Origin of the sequence: Dokdonia sp. Asnod2-E02, from assembly GCF_045063915.1 — a bacterium.
In the GTDB taxonomy this organism is placed as follows: Bacteria; Bacteroidota; Bacteroidia; order Flavobacteriales; family Flavobacteriaceae; genus Dokdonia.
In genome coordinates this window covers 2,467,192-2,485,989 of sequence record NZ_JBEFNX010000005.1, presented here as the reverse complement: position 1 = coordinate 2,485,989, position 18,798 = coordinate 2,467,192, and the positions used below count along the sequence as shown (strand labels likewise).

Annotated in this window: 21 protein-coding genes; 7 read left to right on the top strand and 14 right to left on the bottom strand. The window is 39.3% G+C overall.

What is annotated here, in order from left to right; translation table 11 throughout:
• Positions 1 to 3 precede the first annotated feature (3 nt).
• From ACJJVM_RS11320 to ACJJVM_RS11295, 6 genes are all read left to right on the top strand, one after another.
• On the top strand, positions 4 to 630 hold the full coding sequence (locus tag ACJJVM_RS11320; RefSeq protein WP_405211727.1) for a hypothetical protein: 627 nt from the start codon (positions 4 to 6) through the stop codon (positions 628 to 630).
• A gap of 261 nt (positions 631 to 891) precedes the next feature.
• The gene (locus ACJJVM_RS11315; RefSeq protein WP_405211726.1) at positions 892 to 1,407 is read left to right on the top strand and encodes an NUDIX hydrolase; all 516 of its coding nucleotides are present in this window, start codon (positions 892 to 894) and stop codon (positions 1,405 to 1,407) included.
• Between the two features lie 11 nt (positions 1,408 to 1,418).
• The gene (locus ACJJVM_RS11310) at positions 1,419 to 1,730 is read left to right on the top strand and encodes an immunity 53 family protein (protein ID WP_405211725.1); all 312 of its coding nucleotides are present in this window, start codon (positions 1,419 to 1,421) and stop codon (positions 1,728 to 1,730) included.
• A gap of 73 nt (positions 1,731 to 1,803) precedes the next feature.
• The gene (locus ACJJVM_RS11305) at positions 1,804 to 2,289 is read left to right on the top strand and encodes a MepB family protein (RefSeq protein WP_405211724.1); all 486 of its coding nucleotides are present in this window, start codon (positions 1,804 to 1,806) and stop codon (positions 2,287 to 2,289) included.
• A gap of 75 nt (positions 2,290 to 2,364) precedes the next feature.
• Positions 2,365 to 2,928 (top strand): TetR/AcrR family transcriptional regulator, encoded by a 564-nt coding sequence (locus ACJJVM_RS11300; protein ID WP_405211723.1) that lies wholly within the window; start codon positions 2,365 to 2,367, stop codon positions 2,926 to 2,928.
• A 69-nt stretch (positions 2,929 to 2,997) separates the two neighbouring features.
• Complete coding sequence (locus tag ACJJVM_RS11295; protein WP_298347745.1) at positions 2,998 to 3,555, top strand: carboxymuconolactone decarboxylase family protein; 558 nt, start codon at positions 2,998 to 3,000, stop codon at positions 3,553 to 3,555.
• A 150-nt stretch (positions 3,556 to 3,705) separates the two neighbouring features.
• Here ACJJVM_RS11295 and asnB read toward each other — a convergent pair whose 3' ends face one another.
• Positions 3,706 to 5,376, bottom strand: a complete 1,671-nt coding sequence (asnB, locus tag ACJJVM_RS11290; protein ID WP_405211722.1) for an asparagine synthase B — start codon at positions 5,374 to 5,376, stop codon at positions 3,706 to 3,708.
• A 251-nt stretch (positions 5,377 to 5,627) separates the two neighbouring features.
• Between asnB and ACJJVM_RS11285 the strand changes: the two genes are divergently transcribed.
• Entirely contained in the window at positions 5,628 to 6,164 is a 537-nt protein-coding gene (locus ACJJVM_RS11285; RefSeq protein ID WP_405211721.1) for a DUF2911 domain-containing protein, read from the top strand.
• A gap of 208 nt (positions 6,165 to 6,372) precedes the next feature.
• On the opposite strand, the gene ACJJVM_RS11280 is transcribed toward ACJJVM_RS11285, so the two are convergent.
• The 13 genes from ACJJVM_RS11280 to ACJJVM_RS11220 form a co-directional block, all read right to left on the bottom strand.
• Positions 6,373 to 6,903 carry a hypothetical protein gene (locus ACJJVM_RS11280; protein ID WP_405211720.1) on the bottom strand — a complete coding sequence of 177 codons (531 nt, stop codon included), beginning with the start codon at positions 6,901 to 6,903 and terminating at the stop codon, positions 6,373 to 6,375.
• Positions 6,904 to 6,908: 5 nt separating this feature from the next.
• The gene (locus ACJJVM_RS11275; protein ID WP_299149847.1) at positions 6,909 to 8,168 is read right to left on the bottom strand and encodes an asparagine synthetase B; all 1,260 of its coding nucleotides are present in this window, start codon (positions 8,166 to 8,168) and stop codon (positions 6,909 to 6,911) included.
• A gap of 157 nt (positions 8,169 to 8,325) precedes the next feature.
• Entirely contained in the window at positions 8,326 to 9,882 is a 1,557-nt protein-coding gene (gene dnaB / locus ACJJVM_RS11270) for a replicative DNA helicase (RefSeq protein ID WP_298347734.1), read from the bottom strand.
• A 167-nt stretch (positions 9,883 to 10,049) separates the two neighbouring features.
• A complete protein-coding gene (locus tag ACJJVM_RS11265) occupies positions 10,050 to 11,003 on the bottom strand; it encodes an acetyl-CoA carboxylase carboxyltransferase subunit alpha (protein WP_021778310.1) in 954 nt (317 codons plus the stop codon).
• 80 nt (positions 11,004 to 11,083) lie between these two features.
• The gene (locus ACJJVM_RS11260; protein ID WP_299149851.1) at positions 11,084 to 11,989 is read right to left on the bottom strand and encodes a DMT family transporter; all 906 of its coding nucleotides are present in this window, start codon (positions 11,987 to 11,989) and stop codon (positions 11,084 to 11,086) included.
• Positions 11,976 to 13,052: an LptF/LptG family permease gene (locus ACJJVM_RS11255; protein ID WP_298347729.1), complete on the bottom strand. Its 1,077-nt coding sequence runs from the start codon at positions 13,050 to 13,052 to the stop codon at positions 11,976 to 11,978. The genes ACJJVM_RS11260 and ACJJVM_RS11255 overlap by 14 nt, the downstream gene beginning before the upstream one ends.
• Entirely contained in the window at positions 13,053 to 14,183 is a 1,131-nt protein-coding gene (gene tgt / locus ACJJVM_RS11250) for a tRNA guanosine(34) transglycosylase Tgt (RefSeq protein ID WP_021778307.1), read from the bottom strand.
• 75 nt (positions 14,184 to 14,258) lie between these two features.
• A complete protein-coding gene (locus tag ACJJVM_RS11245) occupies positions 14,259 to 15,494 on the bottom strand; it encodes an NRAMP family divalent metal transporter (RefSeq protein WP_298347725.1) in 1,236 nt (411 codons plus the stop codon).
• Positions 15,491 to 16,060 (bottom strand): RNA polymerase sigma factor, encoded by a 570-nt coding sequence (locus ACJJVM_RS11240; RefSeq protein ID WP_298347723.1) that lies wholly within the window; start codon positions 16,058 to 16,060, stop codon positions 15,491 to 15,493. The genes ACJJVM_RS11245 and ACJJVM_RS11240 overlap by 4 nt, the downstream gene beginning before the upstream one ends.
• Positions 16,051 to 17,166 carry a glycosyltransferase gene (locus ACJJVM_RS11235; protein WP_405211719.1) on the bottom strand — a complete coding sequence of 372 codons (1,116 nt, stop codon included), beginning with the start codon at positions 17,164 to 17,166 and terminating at the stop codon, positions 16,051 to 16,053. The genes ACJJVM_RS11240 and ACJJVM_RS11235 overlap by 10 nt, the downstream gene beginning before the upstream one ends.
• A 12-nt stretch (positions 17,167 to 17,178) precedes the next feature.
• Positions 17,179 to 17,376 carry a hypothetical protein gene (locus ACJJVM_RS11230; protein ID WP_035325349.1) on the bottom strand — a complete coding sequence of 66 codons (198 nt, stop codon included), beginning with the start codon at positions 17,374 to 17,376 and terminating at the stop codon, positions 17,179 to 17,181.
• A gap of 50 nt (positions 17,377 to 17,426) precedes the next feature.
• On the bottom strand, positions 17,427 to 18,212 hold the full coding sequence (locus ACJJVM_RS11225) for an anti-sigma factor domain-containing protein (protein WP_298347718.1): 786 nt from the start codon (positions 18,210 to 18,212) through the stop codon (positions 17,427 to 17,429).
• Complete coding sequence (locus tag ACJJVM_RS11220; RefSeq protein ID WP_021778301.1) at positions 18,209 to 18,763, bottom strand: RNA polymerase sigma factor; 555 nt, start codon at positions 18,761 to 18,763, stop codon at positions 18,209 to 18,211. The genes ACJJVM_RS11225 and ACJJVM_RS11220 overlap by 4 nt, the downstream gene beginning before the upstream one ends.
• Positions 18,764 to 18,798: the final 35 nt, after the last annotated feature.

The window sequence follows — 18,798 nt, the reverse complement described above, 5'->3', positions numbered from 1 at the left end:
TTTATGGCTAAAAAACGAATAAAAATATCGGCTGCTTATAATGACTTCAGTTCTCAAATTAACAGTTTAAAAAAATTTGATTCAACAAATCAAACTAACTTTCAAAGTAATAATTTATCTAAAAAACAACTTTATTTTTTAACCGAGTCTATATTCTTTAACGCTTTCAGAGAGTATGAAAACTTAATTCGCGATGTTTTCATACTATATACGCAGGAGAAAAAACGAACTAATGGAACGAAAGTCAAGTCATTTTTAAAACCAAAAGATTTCTTTCACGCCGAAAGTTTGATAAAATCTTCTATGCAGTTTCTTGATTGGAATTCGCCAAATACAGTAATTGATAGGTCTGAATTGTATTTGAAAGATGGTTATCCTATTAAATTACCTTACACAGTAAATAGAACTGAATTAACACAATACAAAAGATTAAGAAATCATATTGCTCACAATTCAGTTGAATCTTTAAGTGGTTTCAAAAGAATATTGAGAAGTTATTATGGTACAAATCCACTTAAAACACCAAGCGTTGGTGAGTATTTGATGTTAACTTCTAAACGAGACGGAACAAAATATCATTTACTTGAATTTTTTGAGTTATTAGAAGATATGGCCGTTAAAATTAAATAACAAACAAATGAGTAAAAAAAAGGAGCCTTTTTAAACTCATTTTAATCCATAATTCTCATCTTAGGGTCTTCCTGATTTTATGATGGCAAATTTCGTTTTCTGTCAAGAAACCTCAACAACCTAAAAAACCACCCACCCCAAAGGAACGGGTGATTTTTTATTTTCGCGAAAGCGTGTTCATACTACATTATACTTTACGACCTATATAGCCCCATAAAGGGAATTAAGTAGGTATTTTTGCGTGCTACATACGTTACCGCAATGCAACACTTAAAGACACACTATCACCCAGATATCACAAGCCTAGAGGGCAAGTCTATCATCAAGCGGCTTACCACAAGGAGCATCGCGATACAAGGTGATCACATACTACTTATGTATACCGCTCGTTATGAAGATTACAGCCTGCCTGGCGGTGGTCTTGATGAGGGTGAAGATATCATCACGGGTATGATGCGAGAGCTGCGCGAGGAGACGGGTGCGATGGGTATTACAAACATTACTCCCTACGGCACCTATGAGGAGTACAGGCCGTGGTATAAACCCACGCACGATATACAGCATATGATCTCTTATTGCTACACCTGTGAGGTACATAAAGAACTGGGCACTGCAAGCCTAGAGCGTTATGAGACGAGCAACGGGATGAAAGCCGTGTGGATCCCCATACAAGAGGCCATTGCTCATAATGAGCATACCATAGCAACGAGTTCAAAAAAGGGGATGAGTATAGAGCGCGAGACGTTTTTACTCAAACACATTGCAAATACCTTATAAAAAAACACCTTATGAATGATACCATACTAGACTGGATACAACAGTGGTTTTTAAACAACTGTGACGGCACCTGGGAGCAAGGCGAAGCCATACAAATAAACACCACAGATAACCCCGGCTGGGAAGTAGAGATAGATGTGTCTAACACCTCACTGGCTACACTGGCTATCCCACAAATACTTAACGAGAAAAATAAGAACGACTGGTATAGTGTAAAGATTGGAGATAAAACCTTCAGCGCCTCTGGAGATGCACAAAAACTACAGTTTTTGCTTGGGCTCTTTAAAGAAACCATTGAAAAGATAGAGGGCATTGAGCCGTAAAGGAAAGTAGATGTAGTGGTGCCACCTACTACATTTACCCAGACCATAAAAACAGCTACAAGCTAACTCATAAATGCATCCATTGCTCTGCACACTTATAGACTTGTTTTTTGCTCCACATCATCTGGAGCTGTCTCAGTATACAGAAGATACAGAGAGCAAAGCATATGAGGGCTGTAGCTTTATAGTCGGTCAAAAAACCATCATCTACAGAAAAGCCAAACAGACGCCAAAAAAAGTAGGGCAGTTTGTGACTTTTTGGAAAAGAGAGGGCATAGCACCTATTGTACCTTTTCACATAGATGACCTTTTTGATTATTACATCATCTATGCAAGCAACGAGACCGAGAGGGGCGTATTTGTTTTTACAAAAGACCGCTTGCGAGATAAGGCGATAGTAAGCACAGCTCACAAAGAAGGCAAGCGCGGTTTTAGAGTCTACCCTCCCTGGGATGTACCTACGAGCAAGCAAGCCATTGCCACACAGAAGTGGCAAGTACCGCATTTTTACAAACTAGATAATGCTAGTGATCTTAACAAACTAACACACCTCTTCTAGCCACCATACACTAAATAAACGTTAAAAACTTGGCAATAACTAACCAAGTGGTTAGTTTTGTATCCTATTACAAGTATGGCAAGAAAAAAAGCATATAGAGAAGACCTGGTGATCGAGAAAGCGATGAACCTTTTTTGGCGTAACGGCTATGAGGGTACCTCTATGCAAATGCTTGAAAAGGAAATGGGGATTAATAAATTTTCTATTTACTCAAGCTTTGGCAGTAAAAACGGTGTTTTTTTAGAAAGCATTGCTTGTTATAAAAAGAAGCTGTACACGCTTGTAAATGAGCTCAAGGCAACACAAAAAGGCGTAGCAGGTATAAAAGAATACTTTTACAACTTTATAGCTTTTACCAGAGAGACCGAGTATGGTAAAGGGTGCCTAGTAACTAACACAGCAAATGAGATAGGCCCAGATGCAGACCAAGGTATTAAAGATGCACTAGCGAGTTTTACCGGTGAGATTAAAACCATATTTGCAAGCATCATTGCAAAAGATGGCACTAAGACGCCGCAAGAAATTGCAGCACAGGCAGATTACTTGCTTATTGCAATGTTTGGACTCTCATCTGCCACGAGGATGTTTACACAAGAGCAATTATCACATTATATAGAAAACATATTTAAAAACCAGTAACGGTTTTTTTTAACCTAAAACTAAACGATTGTTTAGATATAATTAACAATAACTAGAAAAAGAAAAATTATGACTACTTTAAAAATTCACGACATTGACTCTGCACCACAAGAAAGTAAGCCTTTACTTGAGGGATCTCTTAAAGCCTTTGGAATGGTACCAGGCCTACACGGCGTACTAGCTGAGTCACCTCAACTACTAGAAGCTTACCAGACACTTCACAAATTATTTGGTGAGTCTTCTTTTGATAATGATGAGCTTACCGTTGTATGGCAAACTATTAATGTAGAGCACGAGTGCCACTACTGTGTACCAGCACACACAGGGATTGCACATATGATGAAAGTAGACGCTGCCATCACAGATGCCCTACGCAACAAGACTACCTTACCGTCTGAGAAGCTTGAGGCACTACGTGACTTCACACTTACAGTAACTCGTAACCGTGGTAATGTAACTCAAGAAGATCTTGATACATTTTATGCTGCAGGATATGGTGAGAGACAAGTACTAGATATCATTTTGGGTCTTTCTCAAAAGGTGATAAGTAACTACACAAACCACATCGCAAATACGCCAGTAGATGAGCCTTTCCAAAAATTTGCTTGGAAAGCCGAGACCGTATAAATACCCGATCCCCCTCTTAATGATTATAAAGCCTTAGTCCCCTACTAAGGCTTTTTTATTTTTTGGGTATGAGTCCGCTTTCGCGAAAGCGTAAAAAAACCCACTCATTACAAGTGGGTTCTTTACAATTAAACTAATAAAACAAAAATCTTAATAGGCATCATCGTGCACAAATGCTACTGCCCTACCTGATGGGTCGTTCATATTTTTAAATGCTTCATCCCACTCTAGTGCGATAGGCGTACTACACGCCACACTAGGTACAGATGGTACACAAAGCGCTGCAGCATCACTTGGGAAGTGCTCTTCAAAAATACTGCGGTAATAAAACTCTTCTTTGTTTTGTGGTGTATGCGTTGGGAAACGGTGGTGTGCGTTTTCCATTTGGGTAGCACTTACTGCTTGATCTACCACATCCTTAAGTGTGTCTATCCAAGAGTAGCCTACACCGTCAGAAAATTGTTCTTTCTGTCTCCAGGCTACACTTTCTGGAAGGTATTTTTCAAACGCCTTACGTAAGATCCACTTTTCCATACTTCGGCGTTCTTTGGTGATCATTTTATCTACTGGGTTGAGGCGCATTGCCACATCCATAAATTCTTTGTCTAAAAAGGGAACACGTCCTTCTATACCCCAGGCTGCAAGTGACTTGTTTGCTCTCAAGCAATCATACATATGCAACTTGTCTAGTTTACGTACGGTCTCCTCGTGAAAATCTTTTGCCGTAGGCGCTTTGTGAAAGTATAAGTAGCCACCAAAAATCTCATCTGCACCCTCACCAGAGAGTACCATTTTTACTCCCATAGACTTGATTACTCTAGCCATAAGGTACATAGGGGTGCTGGCTCTTATCGTAGTGATATCATAAGTCTCTAGGTGATAGATTACATCTTTTATGGCATCTAGCCCTTCTTGTATTGTAAACTCTATAGGGTGATGTACAGTGCCTATATGATCTGCCACTACTTGAGCAGCCGCAAGGTCGGGGGACCCCTTGAGCCCTATACTAAAAGAGTGTAACTGTGGCCACCACGCTCCGGTTTTATCACCAGACTCTATACGCTTCTCAGAGTAGAGCTTTGCCACAGCACTAGTGATAGAGGAGTCTAGACCTCCAGAGAGTAATACCCCATAAGGTACATCACTCATAAGCTGGCGTTTTACAGAGGCCGCAAGTGCATCGTGTAACTCTTCTATACTAGACTCGTTATCTTTTACATTACCATACTCCATCCAGTCACGGGTGTACCAGCGAGTAAGCTCTCCCGTTGTGCTAGAATAATAGTGTCCCGGAGGAAATAATTCTATTTTTGAACAAACCCCTTCTAATGCTTTAAGCTCTGAGGCTACATAAAAAGTACCGTGTTGATCCCATCCCATATATAAAGGGATGATACCCATATGATCACGAGCAACGAAGTACTCATCTTTTTCTACATCATAGAGTGCAAACCCAAAAATACCGTTGAGCATATCACAAAAATCGTGACCGTGCTCTTTATAAAGCGCGAGTATAATCTCACAGTCTGATGCTGTTTGAAACTCATAGTCGCCCGTAAGTTGCTCACGCAGCTCTTTGTGATTGTATATCTCCCCATTTGCCGCAAGCACAAGGCTTTTATCTTTTGAAAACAAAGGCTGCTTTCCAGAAGCGGGATCTACTATAGAGAGACGCTCGTGAGTCATTATCGCATTCTCATTATTAAAAACTCCATTCCAATCCGGTCCTCTATGACGAATTTTTTTAGACATTTCTAATAATTGGGGGCGTAAATCTTCGGCTTTCTCCTTTAGATCAAAGGCGCATACAATTCCACACATAATACTTGTTTTATTTGTTATTGATAAGTCAAAGATGCACTTACACTTTCATTAATAAAACGTAAATGGCAATTATGATTACAAATTGTAACTATATACAGAGTAAGTATGTAAATGTATAGGTATACGCTTTCGCGAAAGCGTACTTTAAAAACATTTTGAAAGTTTTAATAAATATTGCCGACCTACGTCTTAACTTTACACTATAACCCAAGGCCTTATAGGGCTTTTAACACAAAAATTAATTAACTATGAAAAATGTACTAATGACTGCTATGGTTGCTCTTGCCTTTGTAGCAGCACCATCACTTAATGCTCAAGATTTTAATGTAGACAAGAGTCCTATGGACCAGGCTGCTTTCCCTACAAATTACAAGGAGGCAAATAAAGACATAAAAGTGACTTACAGCAGACCACAACTTAAAGGACGTGAGATCTCTAAACTTGCCCCAGAAGGTAAAGTGTGGAGACTAGGAGCAAATGAGGCTGTAGAGGTTACATTATATAAGGATATGAAACTAGGTACTACACCGGTAAAAGCTGGAACGTACACAATGTATGCAATGCCTAACGGTAAGGAGTGGACAGTAATTTTAAGCTCTGACCTTAACGTATGGGGATCTTATTTTTACAAACCAGAAAATGACGTAGCACGTATCACAGTACCAGTTACTATGGAAGATGAGTCTATAGAATATTTTGGTATGGAATTTACTCCAGAAGATAAAGGTGCACACTTACATATGGCGTGGGGTAATGCACGCGTAGAAGTACCTTTTTACAACTAAAAACAGGCTTTAGGCTTTAGGCTTTAGGCTTTAGGCTTTAGGCTTTAGGCTTTAGGCTTTAGGCTTTAGGCTTTAGGCTTTAGGCTTTAGGCTTTAGGCTTTAGGCTTTAGGCTTTAGGCTTTAGGCTTTAGGCTAACACATAAAAAAACTGGATTCTCAAAAATGAGAATCCAGTTTTTTTATGCAGTAACTTGAATACGTATTACCTCATTCTTCAAAGTTGCCATCGAGCCATCTAGCTACTCTAAGCTCCCATTGTAGTTCTTTCATATGATCTATAGAGTGGTTAGACTCTTTATCAAATAACTTTTGGGTAGCAATGCGCTCTTGCTCTACTTCTTGGTAAATGGCTTTAATTTCTTCTAGGCCATTTTCTGTAAAGTTATAGGCAGCAATGCGTGCCTGAAGTTTACGAGCATAGACCTCTGTAATATCAAAATGTGTTTGCTCGTGTGCGAGCAGGTGTTTTGTTTTTTCTTTATGTCTCACCCACGAGTATTCTGGATAAAAATGTGCCGTAACGGTAATGCTATTTTTATCTAAAAAACCTTGACCATTTGTCGCATACCCCTGACTCATACCCGTACTAGAACTAGCTGCCCAGCCATCTAGCGTACCCGGCGATCCTTTAAAATCTGACCACTGCAACGCACGTGTCTCGCTCCACGCAAATCGCTCTGGAGCATCTGCAGTAGCCATAAGTGCAACTGCACACAGTATGTAAAATAGGCGTAACAACGTAATCAGGTTTTTTGTTTTTTCTTACGAGCCGCAGGAAACAATACATTATTAAGTATAAGACGATACCCAGGTGAGTTAGGATGAAGCTCAAGCTCTGTTTTTGGGTCTCCTACGCGGTGACGGTAATCTTCTGGGTCGTGCCCTCCATAAAATGTAAAAAAGCCCTTACCTTTTATACCGTGTATGTAACGTGCCTCACCATTAGTAAGATTTTCGCCCATCACGAGCACATTAGATTTTATAACCTCTGAGTCATAACTCGTAGTTTGCCCCATAAATCCTTTTACTAGTGCCGTATGGTTCTGGCATAACATTGTAGGGATAGGATCCCACTTTGCACTATAATCTTTAAGCGTAAAATAATCTGTACTAAAAGGAATCTTGCGCTTGCGGGTCATATCTATAGATGAGAACTCATACATAGTAGGCGATCGCTCTAGCGTGAAATTCTTAAAAGCAAAGGTCTTTTTAAAATCAATCTTTGAGCTATAACTAGGATCACTAGGATCTCCGTCAAACATAGGCTCACAAATATCTACACCCTCTGCAGCGAGTGCAATATCAAAACTATCTGTCGCGCTACACATTGCAAACATAAAACCACCGCCCACTACGTAGTCACGTATTTTTAAAGCAACATCTCGCTTCTCTTCAGACACCTTGCTGTAACCTAGCTCGGCAGCAAGTGCTTCGGCGGCTTTCTTTTCTTCTATGTACCAAGGTGCTGCTCTGTAGGCTCCGTAAAATTTTCCAAACTGTCCTGTAAAATCCTCGTGATGCAAGTGCAACCAGTCATATAATATAAGTTGGTCGCTTAGTACCTCTTTATCATATATAGTCGTATAAGGAATCTCTGCATAGGTAAGTACCATCGTCACGGCATCATCCCACGGCACTTTACTATCTGGCGTATAAACGGCAATTTTTGGTGCTTTTTCTAATACGACAGCCTCCATATTTTGCGATGGGCTCGCAATCTCTGTAAGAATTTTTTCGGTCTGACTATCTGAGAGTACCTCATAAGAGACACCACGTATGGTGCACTCACGGCGTACCTCCTCTGTATCTGGTAATAAAAATGACCCACCACGGTAGTTGAGTAACCATTTTACCTTCTGGCTTTTATTAAGTGACCAGTAGGTAATCCCATAGGCTTTGAGGTGTTCCTTTTGTGTCTCTACATCCATAGGTATGAGGATGTATGACGCTTTCGCGAAAGCGAAATTCAATATCAAAAAGGAGAGTATAAAGAGTTTTTTCATCATCAATTTTATAACGTGAAATTTACGGATTTGTTATGACAAGCAGCGTGCCAAAAGACATCCTAAAAAAAGATGAACTCTAGATTGTGGATTGTTATAAAAACAAAAAGCCTCAATAGCAATACTATTGAGGCTTTTTCTGTAATTACATTATGTTCTAAAAAGGAACTCCATCATCCTCTTCTTCACTAGGTAGCCCAGGTGCTGGACCGCCAAAGGCGTCATCTGCACTAGGTAGTGCATTAGGATTAAAGGTATCATCATTTGCAGCGGCATTCATACTACTTGCAAACTCATACGGTGTTGTAAATTCATCTAGGTTATCAAATTTACCTAGGTGACCAATAAACTTAAGACGGATGTTATCTAGACCCCCGTTACGGTGTTTAGCCACGATAAACTCTCCTTGACCTTCAGTCGGGCTACGCTCTTCATCATCCCACTCCTCTATCTTATAATATTCTGGACGGTAAATAAATGATACAATATCTGCATCCTGCTCGATCGCTCCAGATTCACGAAGGTCAGACAGTAATGGTCGTTTACTACCACCACGCGTCTCTACCGCACGCGATAGCTGCGATAGTGCGATTACAGGCACACTAAGTTCTTTTGCAAGTGCCTTAAGGTTACGAGAAATCATAGAGATCTCCTGCTCACGGTTACCGCCTCCTTTATTTGCAGATCCTCCTGTCATAAGCTGGAGGTAATCAATCATTATTATTTTAATACCAAACTGTGATGCTAGACGTCTCGCCTTTGCACGTAAGTCAAAAATAGAAAGCGACGGTGTGTCATCTATAAATAGTGGTGCTTTCTCAAGGCTCTTTACCTTTACGTTAAGCTGTTCCCACTCGTGTTTTTCTAGTTTACCAGTACGCAACTTCTCAGACGAGAGTCCCGTCTCAGACGAGATCAAACGTGTGATGAGCTGCACAGAAGACATCTCCAGAGAGAAGAAGGCTACAGGCACATTCTGGTCTACCGCCATATTACGAGCCATCGTAAGGGTCATAGCCGTTTTACCCATACCTGGACGAGCCGCCACGATAATTAAATCTGATGGTTGCCATCCTGAGGTAAGCTCATCTACCTTATGAAAACCAGTAGGTATACCCGAGAGCCCCTCTTGATTTGCAATTTCTTCAATTTTCTTTTTAGCTTGTATTACGAGACTCTGCGCACTTTCTGAACTACGCTTTACGTTACCCTGCGTTACTTCATATAGCTTAGTCTCGGCAGTGTCTAGTAGGTCAAAAACATCTGTGGTCTCATCATATGCTTCTTCTATAATCTCATTTGAGATTTTAATAAGTGATCGCTGTATAAACTTCTGTAAAATGATACGTGCGTGGTACTCAATGTGTGCAGAAGAGGCTACTTTTTGAGTAAGTTGTATAAGGTAATAATCACCTCCAGCCGCTTCCAGCTTTGCCATTTTCTTGAGCTGCTCAGAAACGGTTAATAAGTCTACTGGCTGCCCTTCTTCAAAGAGTACGCGTATCGCCTCAAAGATGTGTTTATGCTGTTCTTTATAAAAAACCTCTGGTGATAAGATGTCTATTACCTCATCTACACCCTTCTTATCAATCATAAGCGCACCCAGCACAACCACCTCAAGATCAAGTGCTTGTGGCGGTATTTTACCTTTCTCAAGGCTAATTACCTGACCCTTAGAAGTATTATATGCTGGTTTTGGCTTGGTTTGTTCCATAGCTACGAATGTAAAAAAATAGTTGTGCGAGTTACGCTTTCGCGAAAGCGTAGTACTCACAGGTCATTAACAATGCAACTGTTAATAACTTGAAAATATTGTTAATAAGGGTAAAAAAATCCGCACTTACAAAGTGCGGATTATGGCATCAAGTGAAAAAGGTCTTGTTAGCCCTTGAAGACTCCCATTTGAGAATACTTTTCCATACGCTGATCTACTAATTCTGTTGGTGATAAGTTCTTAAATTCATCAAACGCTTTCAGAATTGAATCTTTTACTGTAAGGAAAGTCTCAGGACGATTTGCGTGAGCACCACCTAGTGGTTCTTTTACGATCTCGTCTATGATTTTTTGCTTTTTCATATCTTTTGCAGTAAGCTTAAGCGCCTCTGCAGCTTGCTCTTTAAACTCCCAACTTCTCCATAATATAGAAGAACAAGACTCTGGTGAAATTACAGAGTACCAAGTGTTTTCTAGCATTAATACTTTATCTCCTACACCTATACCTAAGGCTCCACCACTGGCTCCCTCACCTATAATCACTACAATGATAGGCACTTTAAGGCGTGTCATCTCTAAGATGTTACGAGCAATTGCTTCTCCTTGACCACGCTCTTCGGCTTCAAGACCTGGGTATGCTCCTGGTGTGTCTATAATAGATACTACAGGTACTCCAAATTTTTCGGCGCTTTTCATAAGGCGTAGTGCCTTGCGGTATCCTTCTGGGTTTGCCATACCAAAGTTACGGTACTGGCGTGTTTTTGTATTGTAACCTTTTTGCTGCCCTATAAACATAAACGACTGGTCGTCTATTTTACCTAAGCCACCTATCATCGCCTTGTCATCTTTTACATTACGATCTCCGTGTAGCTCTAAGAAAGTATCTCCACAGATGGCGTTTATGTAATCTAATGTATAAGGACGGTTAGGGTGTCTAGACAGCTGGACACGTTGCCAGGCTGTAAGATTTTTATAAATATCTTTTTTGGTAGCAGCTAGTTTTTTCTCTATTTGCTTGCAAGTCTGGGTAACATCAACATCGCTTTCTTGCCCTATTAAGGCACATTTCTCCAGTTGTTCTTCAAGCTCTTTAATGGGTAATTCGAAATCTAAATATTCCATCTTCAGGGTTTTATGGTGTCTTACGACACTATCTTTTCGGTTAGGATTAGTCTACAAATATAATGGTTTTCTTAACAGACTCAAGCCTCTTTAACAGCCTTGAATTTTTTAGTGTTTTTTAAGATGCCATTTGCGATTACCACAGCAAGTATAACTAAGGCTCCGTAGTAAAACTCTGTACTCATTTGCTCTGCATCGCCTAGCACCATAAACGCTAGCAATATCCCATAAACAGGTTCTAAATTTATAGTAAGCATTATAGTGTATGGACTCAAATGTTTCATCACAGCTACAGCAGCTATAAAGGCATAAGCCGTACATACAGAGGCTAGTATGCCTATGTACACCCAGTCCATCGTAGGGAGATTAAAAAACTCCATAGAAAAAAATGTAGCTGGCTGTGCTATGACAAAATATAAAGTGATGCAAGCTGTACCTATAAGTAACTCATAAAATGAGATCTTAGTAGGGTTATGATTTGCAATAAACTTCCCATTTATCAAGGTAAATACGGCAGATAAAAAAGCAGAAAGTAAGGCTAGTAATATCCCTGTACGATATGCCGTCTCTACCTCAAAAATCATATATAAAGCAGCTATTACAATTCCTCCAAAGAGAAGCTCATACCAGATTAATTTTCGTTTATAAAAAATAGGTTCAAGCAAGGCTGTAAAGAAGGCCCCAGTACTCATCATAGCCAGTGTTATAGAAACATTAGATGCCTTTATCGCTCCAAAAAAGGTAAGCCAATGTATGGCAATAACCAGACCCGCAATAGAGAAACCCAGTAACGCTTTTCGCGAAAGCGCAAGAGAGATACCACGTACTTTTATATAGATAAATATAAATAAACTGGCGAGCCCCATTCTAAACCATACAAGTGGCACTGCATCTATAGTGATAAGCGCGCCAAGCACGGCCGTAAAGCCCCAGATAAAAACTATAAGATGAAAATGTAAATAGGCTTTGAGTCTATCGTTTTGCATTTTGGAGGAGGTATGCTGCAAGTATTGCAAATAGAATATTAGGCGTCCAGACTGCTACCAGTGGCGGGAAGTCTGACTGCTCTGCTAGAGTACCGAAAACTTTATCAAAAAATATAAATACAAAGGCTAACACAATACCAAATGCGAGGTTAATACCCATACCTCCACGACGCTTCATTGCACTTACGGCTACTGCTATAATTGTGAGTATGTATGCGGCTACAGGTAGACTGTAACGTTTTTGTAACGTTACCTCATAACGGCTTATGTATGAAGACCCTCTTGCCTTCTCTTTTGCTATAAATTCTCTAAGCTCTGGTGTGTTAAGTGTTTCTGCTATATACTCTACAGGGGTTAGGTCATCTATGTCAAACGCAAAAGTGGTGTCTATTTTCGCTTGTTTTATAAGCACATCTCCATCTTCTCCTATAATGCGTTTTTTAAAACCATAGAGTGTATAGGTTGTATCTTCTTCATTAAATCTTATTTGAGTAGCACTCATCTTATAGGTCATTTTATTACCTTCAAAATGCTCCCAAGTAAAATTACGACCACGTTTTGTGCGCGGGTTAAAGCTACTCGCGTAGATATAATCACCAGCGTTTATCTGTCTATATACATCTCTTGTATTTTTATCCTTCTTATTTTTTTTGAGATACTCAAAGATAAACTCGTTATAACCCTTGTTTGCTCTTGGAGCTAGATACGTACCCATTATAAAGGCTCCAGCACAAACTACTGTGGCACCTATAAGATAAGGACGCAAAAAGCGTGTAAAAGACACCCCACTACTCAAAAAGGCTATCACCTCAGTATTGTTTGCAAGCTTAGAGGTAAACCATATTACCGAGAGAAATAAGAATAAAGGAAATAACAGATTTGCAAAGTAGATTGTAAAATTAAGGTAGTACAAGGCTACTTCTCCAAAGGGTACCTCGTTTGCCAGAATTTTATCAATCTTTTCGGCAAGGTTTACGATAATCCCTATAGGTATAAATAGCACAAGCATCGTGACAAATGTCCCGATGTAGCGCTTTATGATATACCAATCTAATATTTTCAATTATAAACGATTATCCATTTGTTTAACCATTTTCTCTTTCCAAGTTGAGAAATCTCCAGCCAAAATATGTTTTCTTGCCTCACGTACGAGCCACATATAAAATCCTAGATTATGTATAGTAGCAATTTGCATACCTAATAACTCGTGACACTTAAACAAGTGACGTAAGTAAGCCTTACTATACTCTGTATCTACCCAAGTAATACCCATCTCATCTATAGGAGAAAAATCATCTTCCCACTTGAGATTTTTAATATTAATACTACCGTGAGCTGTAAATAACATACCATTACGTGCATTACGAGTAGGCATCACACAGTCAAACATATCTACACCTAACGCAATATTCTCCAAAATATTTATAGGTGTACCTACACCCATAAGATATCTAGGTTTTTCTTCAGGTAAGATAGCTGTTACAACCTCTGTCATACCATACATCTCCTCTGCCGGTTCTCCTACAGAAAGACCTCCTATGGCATTTCCAAAGGCACCAGCATTTGCAATATACTCTGCAGACTGTGCTCTTAAATCTTTATACGTACTTCCTTGTACTATAGGGAAGAGTGCTTGCTCGTGACCATATAACGCAGGAATTTTATTAAAATGATTAATACAACGATCTAGCCATCTATGTGTCATATGCATAGAGCGTTTTGCATACCTATAATCACAAGGATACGGTGTACACTCATCAAAAGCCATCATAATATCTGCCCCTATCTGGCGCTGTATTTCCATCACATTTTCTGGAGTAAAAAGGTGCATAGACCCATCTACGTGTGACTTAAAACGTACTCCTTCTTCCTTAATCTTACGTCTATTAGAAAGCGAGTATACTTGATAACCTCCACTATCTGTAAGGATAGGGCGATCCCAGTTCATAAATTTATGTAATCCTCCTGCGCGCTGTAAGATATCCATTTTAGGACGTAGGTATAGGTGATACGTATTACCCAAAATAATGTCTGGATTTATATCTTCTCTCAACTCGCGCTGGTGCACCCCTTTTACCGAAGCAACGGTACCAACAGGCATAAAAATAGGTGTCTCAATAACACCGTGATCTGTAGTAAGTTTTCCTGCTCTCGCTTTTGAAGCAGGATCTGTAGTAAGTAAGTCAAATTGCATAAGGGGCAAAGATAGTTTTAAACGAGTAAATACACGCACTTGAGCAATAGTTAAAATAGCAAGTTGCCCCAGCGACTAAAACAGAGTAATCACGTACCAAATACTAAAACCTACTAAGGCTATAATACTCACGATACTTAGCACCCGCATACCTAGAGATAATCTATGGGATTCAGGAATCTCTTTATCCATAAAAGAAAGGTAATTACAAATTGCATAAAACGGAGCTGTGAGAAATGAAAGTATCGTAGCCAGCTTTACCAGCACCCCCATCTCACTTATTAAGAAAAACAATATTCCGCAGGTCCCGAGTATAAGAACTAGAAGCCAGAATAGATACCCCTTCTTTTTAAAACCTATACCTAGCAGGGCTGTTGTTGCCTCAAGTGCTCTAGGCGACGCATCTAGTGTGGTAAGTGTGGTGCTAAACATAGTTGTAAAAGCAGCTACACCTATAAGCACCGTTGCCCAGTCACCTAGACTTGCCGTGTACATATTAATAAGCTGGCCTGCAAAAACCCCACCTTTTGATGAAAATGTCTCGCCGCTACCATACATTACAAGTGCTCCCAGTGTCATAAAACAAACACCCAGTACTACAGCACCTGCATACCCCACATTAAAATCAAAAATAGAATTACGCACGGCCTCCTCTCCTCTATCTCCTTTTTCTAATGTCCATAAAGAATGCCATATTGAGATGTCCAGCGGTGCCGGCATCCACCCCATAAAGGCGATTAAAAAAGCGATTGCCGCACCTTCGGTGGGAAGTAGTTGAATTAAATTTGTCGTAGCGCCTGTACCTTGTGTTATTACGCTTTCGCGAAAAGCAAAAAAAACAGCAAACAGTGTACTTATAGTGAGTGTGATGATGATAATTTTCATCAACTTATCTAATATCCGATATTTTCCTATTGCTAATATAGCAGCACATAACAACGTTATTGCCACACTCCATATAGCTATATCACTAGATATACCAAATAGCTGAACAGCAATACCTGCCGTGACAATAGTCACAGCTGTTTGTATAGTAAACATTGTTCCTAAGGTCAAAAAGAAATACACCCAGAGCACGGGTTTTCCTAGTTTTTTATACCCCACAAGTAAACTATTACCTGTAACAGAAGCATAACGAGGCCCAAACTGAAAAAATGGATATTTTATAATATTAACGAGTATGAGCGCCCATAAAAGACCAAAACCAAAGTCTGCTCCTGCTCTCGTACTTTGTACCAAGTGAGACACACCTATGGCGGCACCGGCAAAGAGTAAACCCGGGCCCAGCTTTTTAAAAGGCACCGCTTTCAATGATCTGCCTTTTTAATTATATCTGCTAGCAATCTCCTTGCACGTAGTAATTTTACTTTTACATTACTCATAGGTTCATCCAGATGCTCTGCCATTTCCTTATAACTCATCTCTTGAAAGTAGCGTAAATTAATCATCTCTTGATAGTGAGGCTTAAGCATCTTTACAAAACCTAAAAGTTGCGCTAGGTTTTGCTCCTTGATGAGCACATCTTCTGGTGAAGGATTAAGGTCTGCAACCTTATAAACACGCTCTTGATCACCATCATAGATTTTAGAACGTATAGAAGACTCCTTCTTTCTTATGATATCTATATGGATGTTTTTTGAGATGGTAATTAGCCAGGTTGCAAATTTGTACTCCTCTTTAAAAGTATCAATTTTTGCAAAGGCTCTAGAAAATGTCTGTATGGTTATATCCTCTGCATCATAAGCATTTTTAGTACGCTTGAGCTGAAAACCATATACCTCACTCCAAAAGGAGTTGAGCAAGAAATTATAAGCACTTTGCTCTCCAGCTTTTGCTCTCGTAATTTCAAGTTGAATTTTTTCTGGAGTTACTTCCACTTAGTGGGCTTTGAGATAAGGTTACTTATAAAGATACTCAATTGCACGCACACAAGTACTATCTCAAAAATAGGATAAAAATAAGCCACGTCTTTCTCTCTAAGCTTTCCAGCACTAAAACCTACAGCAAGCCAAGCTATAAAATAACGCACTCCCACTACAGCAAGCGCCCACTCCCACCTGTACATTAGGGCAAGTACTACTATAGCAACAATAAAAAACAACAACTGACTCACATAGAAAAGACTCAATAAAAATTTCTCTATAAACCTGTAATGACTAGCCGTAGTTATGTGTCTACGCTTTTGAGTAATCCAGGCACCAAAAGAGGTTTTAGGCGTACTTATCGTAAAAGACTCTGGGTGATATTGTAGGGCTGTGTTCTTTCTAGTACTTGCTTGATTTACAAATAAGTCATCATCGCCACTTTTGATTTTCATATGGTTTATGAACCCTTTTTGCTCATAAAACATAGCTGCAGTATAAGCAAGATTACGGCCTACACCCATATAAGGTCTACCAGCCTTTGCGTAGGTAAAATACTGTATGGCAGTCATTAGAGTTTCAAAACGAATGAGTTTATTTATAAATGAACCCTTTATTTTTTGATATGCTCCGTACCCTAGTACGATCTCTTTTTTAGCAACAAAAGAGCCTGCCATATGCCTAAGCCACTGTGGAGAGGCAGGCACACAGTCTGCATCTGTAAAAACCATATGTGCGTGTGTAGCTCTTTTTATACCTAAGGTAAGTGCATATTTTTTATTACCCCAGAAGGCTTCGTTATTTACCACATTTACTTGATGTACATTTTTATGAGCGAGAGCATAGGCTTCCATCACCTCTTCTGTATCATCACTTGAAGCGTCGTTTATGAGAATAATTTCAAATTCTGGATAGTCTTGCTCTAGAATGACCGAGACATTCTTTTGTAAATTTTGCGATTCATTTTTTGCGCAAATAATAACAGAAACTGGTGGTAATGAGGTATTAGGTTTTTGGGACGCTTTCGCGAAAGCGAACAACCAGTAGAAAACATAAAAAGCCACGTTTACAAACGTGACTCCTATTAAAGTATAAAATAGTGCGGGATAAAATTGTTCCAATAGCTGTTATGCTTACTTATCTCCAGAACAATCACCCATTTCTTCGGGCATTTTACCACACATACCACAAGCTTCTCCACTCTTATTAAGAAATGGACTCTGGCTGGCACAAGTACCGGCAAACTTACCGTCTTTTTTTGCCCAAATTTTTATCGCAATTCCTGCTACCGATAGTGCTAGAAGGACTAATGTTATCAAGAGTAATTCCATACAATTATTTTGTACAAAGATACAGAAATCAAGTAGGACGTAAAAGTTTTTTACGGGATAGGTATCTGCTGTTCTTGATCAAACTTAATGGTAGCAACCTCATTTGCCTTAGTTGCTTCTTTACTACCTCCCTTAGGCTCTATAGTGACATTTATGCTTGCCATACGCTCCTCATAAGGGATCTCTACGAGGTTATCTTTTGTGACTTTTAATATATCTAGAGGTACAAGTTTACCATCTACAGAGGCCCACATCTGGTACACTTGCTCATCTGGAAGCTCTGGTAGTGTATTTACGTGTACATAAGATCTTTTTTCTAGCTCATTAATATAAGCTACAGCCTCTAGTCTATTTGCTCTATTATTACCTTTAAGAATATATTTTTGAGTAGCTGTGTTATTAAGTATCATAAACTGCTCCTCTACAGATTGCAACATCTGCCTGTTTGAAACAATGTCATCATTAAGATTTTCTAGCAAGTTTGACGTAAACTTTCTGTCTTCTAGAAGTTCTTGATTTTGATTATAAATCATCATTGCCACAAGTCCAAAAAGAGTTGCTATGGTACAAGCTGCAATAGCTAGTAGTGGCAACGCTCTTTTAGGCTTAGCCTTTGTTTGTTTTAAAATCTTTGCTCGTAAATCACCAGGCACATCTACAGCATAAGATGCTGCATAGTTTTCTAAGTTTTCTTGTAGCTCATTATAAGTATTTTTTACCTCAGGAAACTTTGCTACAAAGTACTCAACCTCTTGAGACTCCATAGGTGATGTAGCTCCCATAAGGTAACGCTCCAACAAATCGCTTTCTAAAAATTGTGACACTCTATCACTCATAACACACTTATCATCAAAAATAAAACTCCAAATAATTTACGCAGTTCCCTCAAGCCTATTTTTAATCTTGACTTTACGGTTCCCAGCGGGATGTTTAACTCATCACTTGCTTCTTGCTGGGTCATACCCTGAAAAAACAACGCATCTATCACCACACGATACTTATCTTCTAGCCCATCTGTATGCTCTTGCAAATCCATATGTTCTATAGCCAGTGATGTAGACTGTAAATGATATACGTTAGAATCGTCTGTTTGGACTTCTTTATTCATTTTTCTTTTACGACTGCGCACTTTGTCTATAGCCGTATTCTGGACCACCCTAAAAAGCCACGTAAATAGACGCGCTTTGTCTGCATCATACTTATGTGCGTTTTTCCAGATTTTTACAAAAGATTCTTGAAGTACATCTTGTGCAAGCTCCTCATCGTGTGTTACTTTTATAGCTACACCATAGAGCGCAGGCGCATAATGGTCATATAACAACCCTATGGCTCGCTCATCTCCAGTTTTAAGAAGATCTACAATATGTTTTTCAACAAATGTCTTCAAATAATGTAGTTTTTATGAATTAACGAAATTTTGGG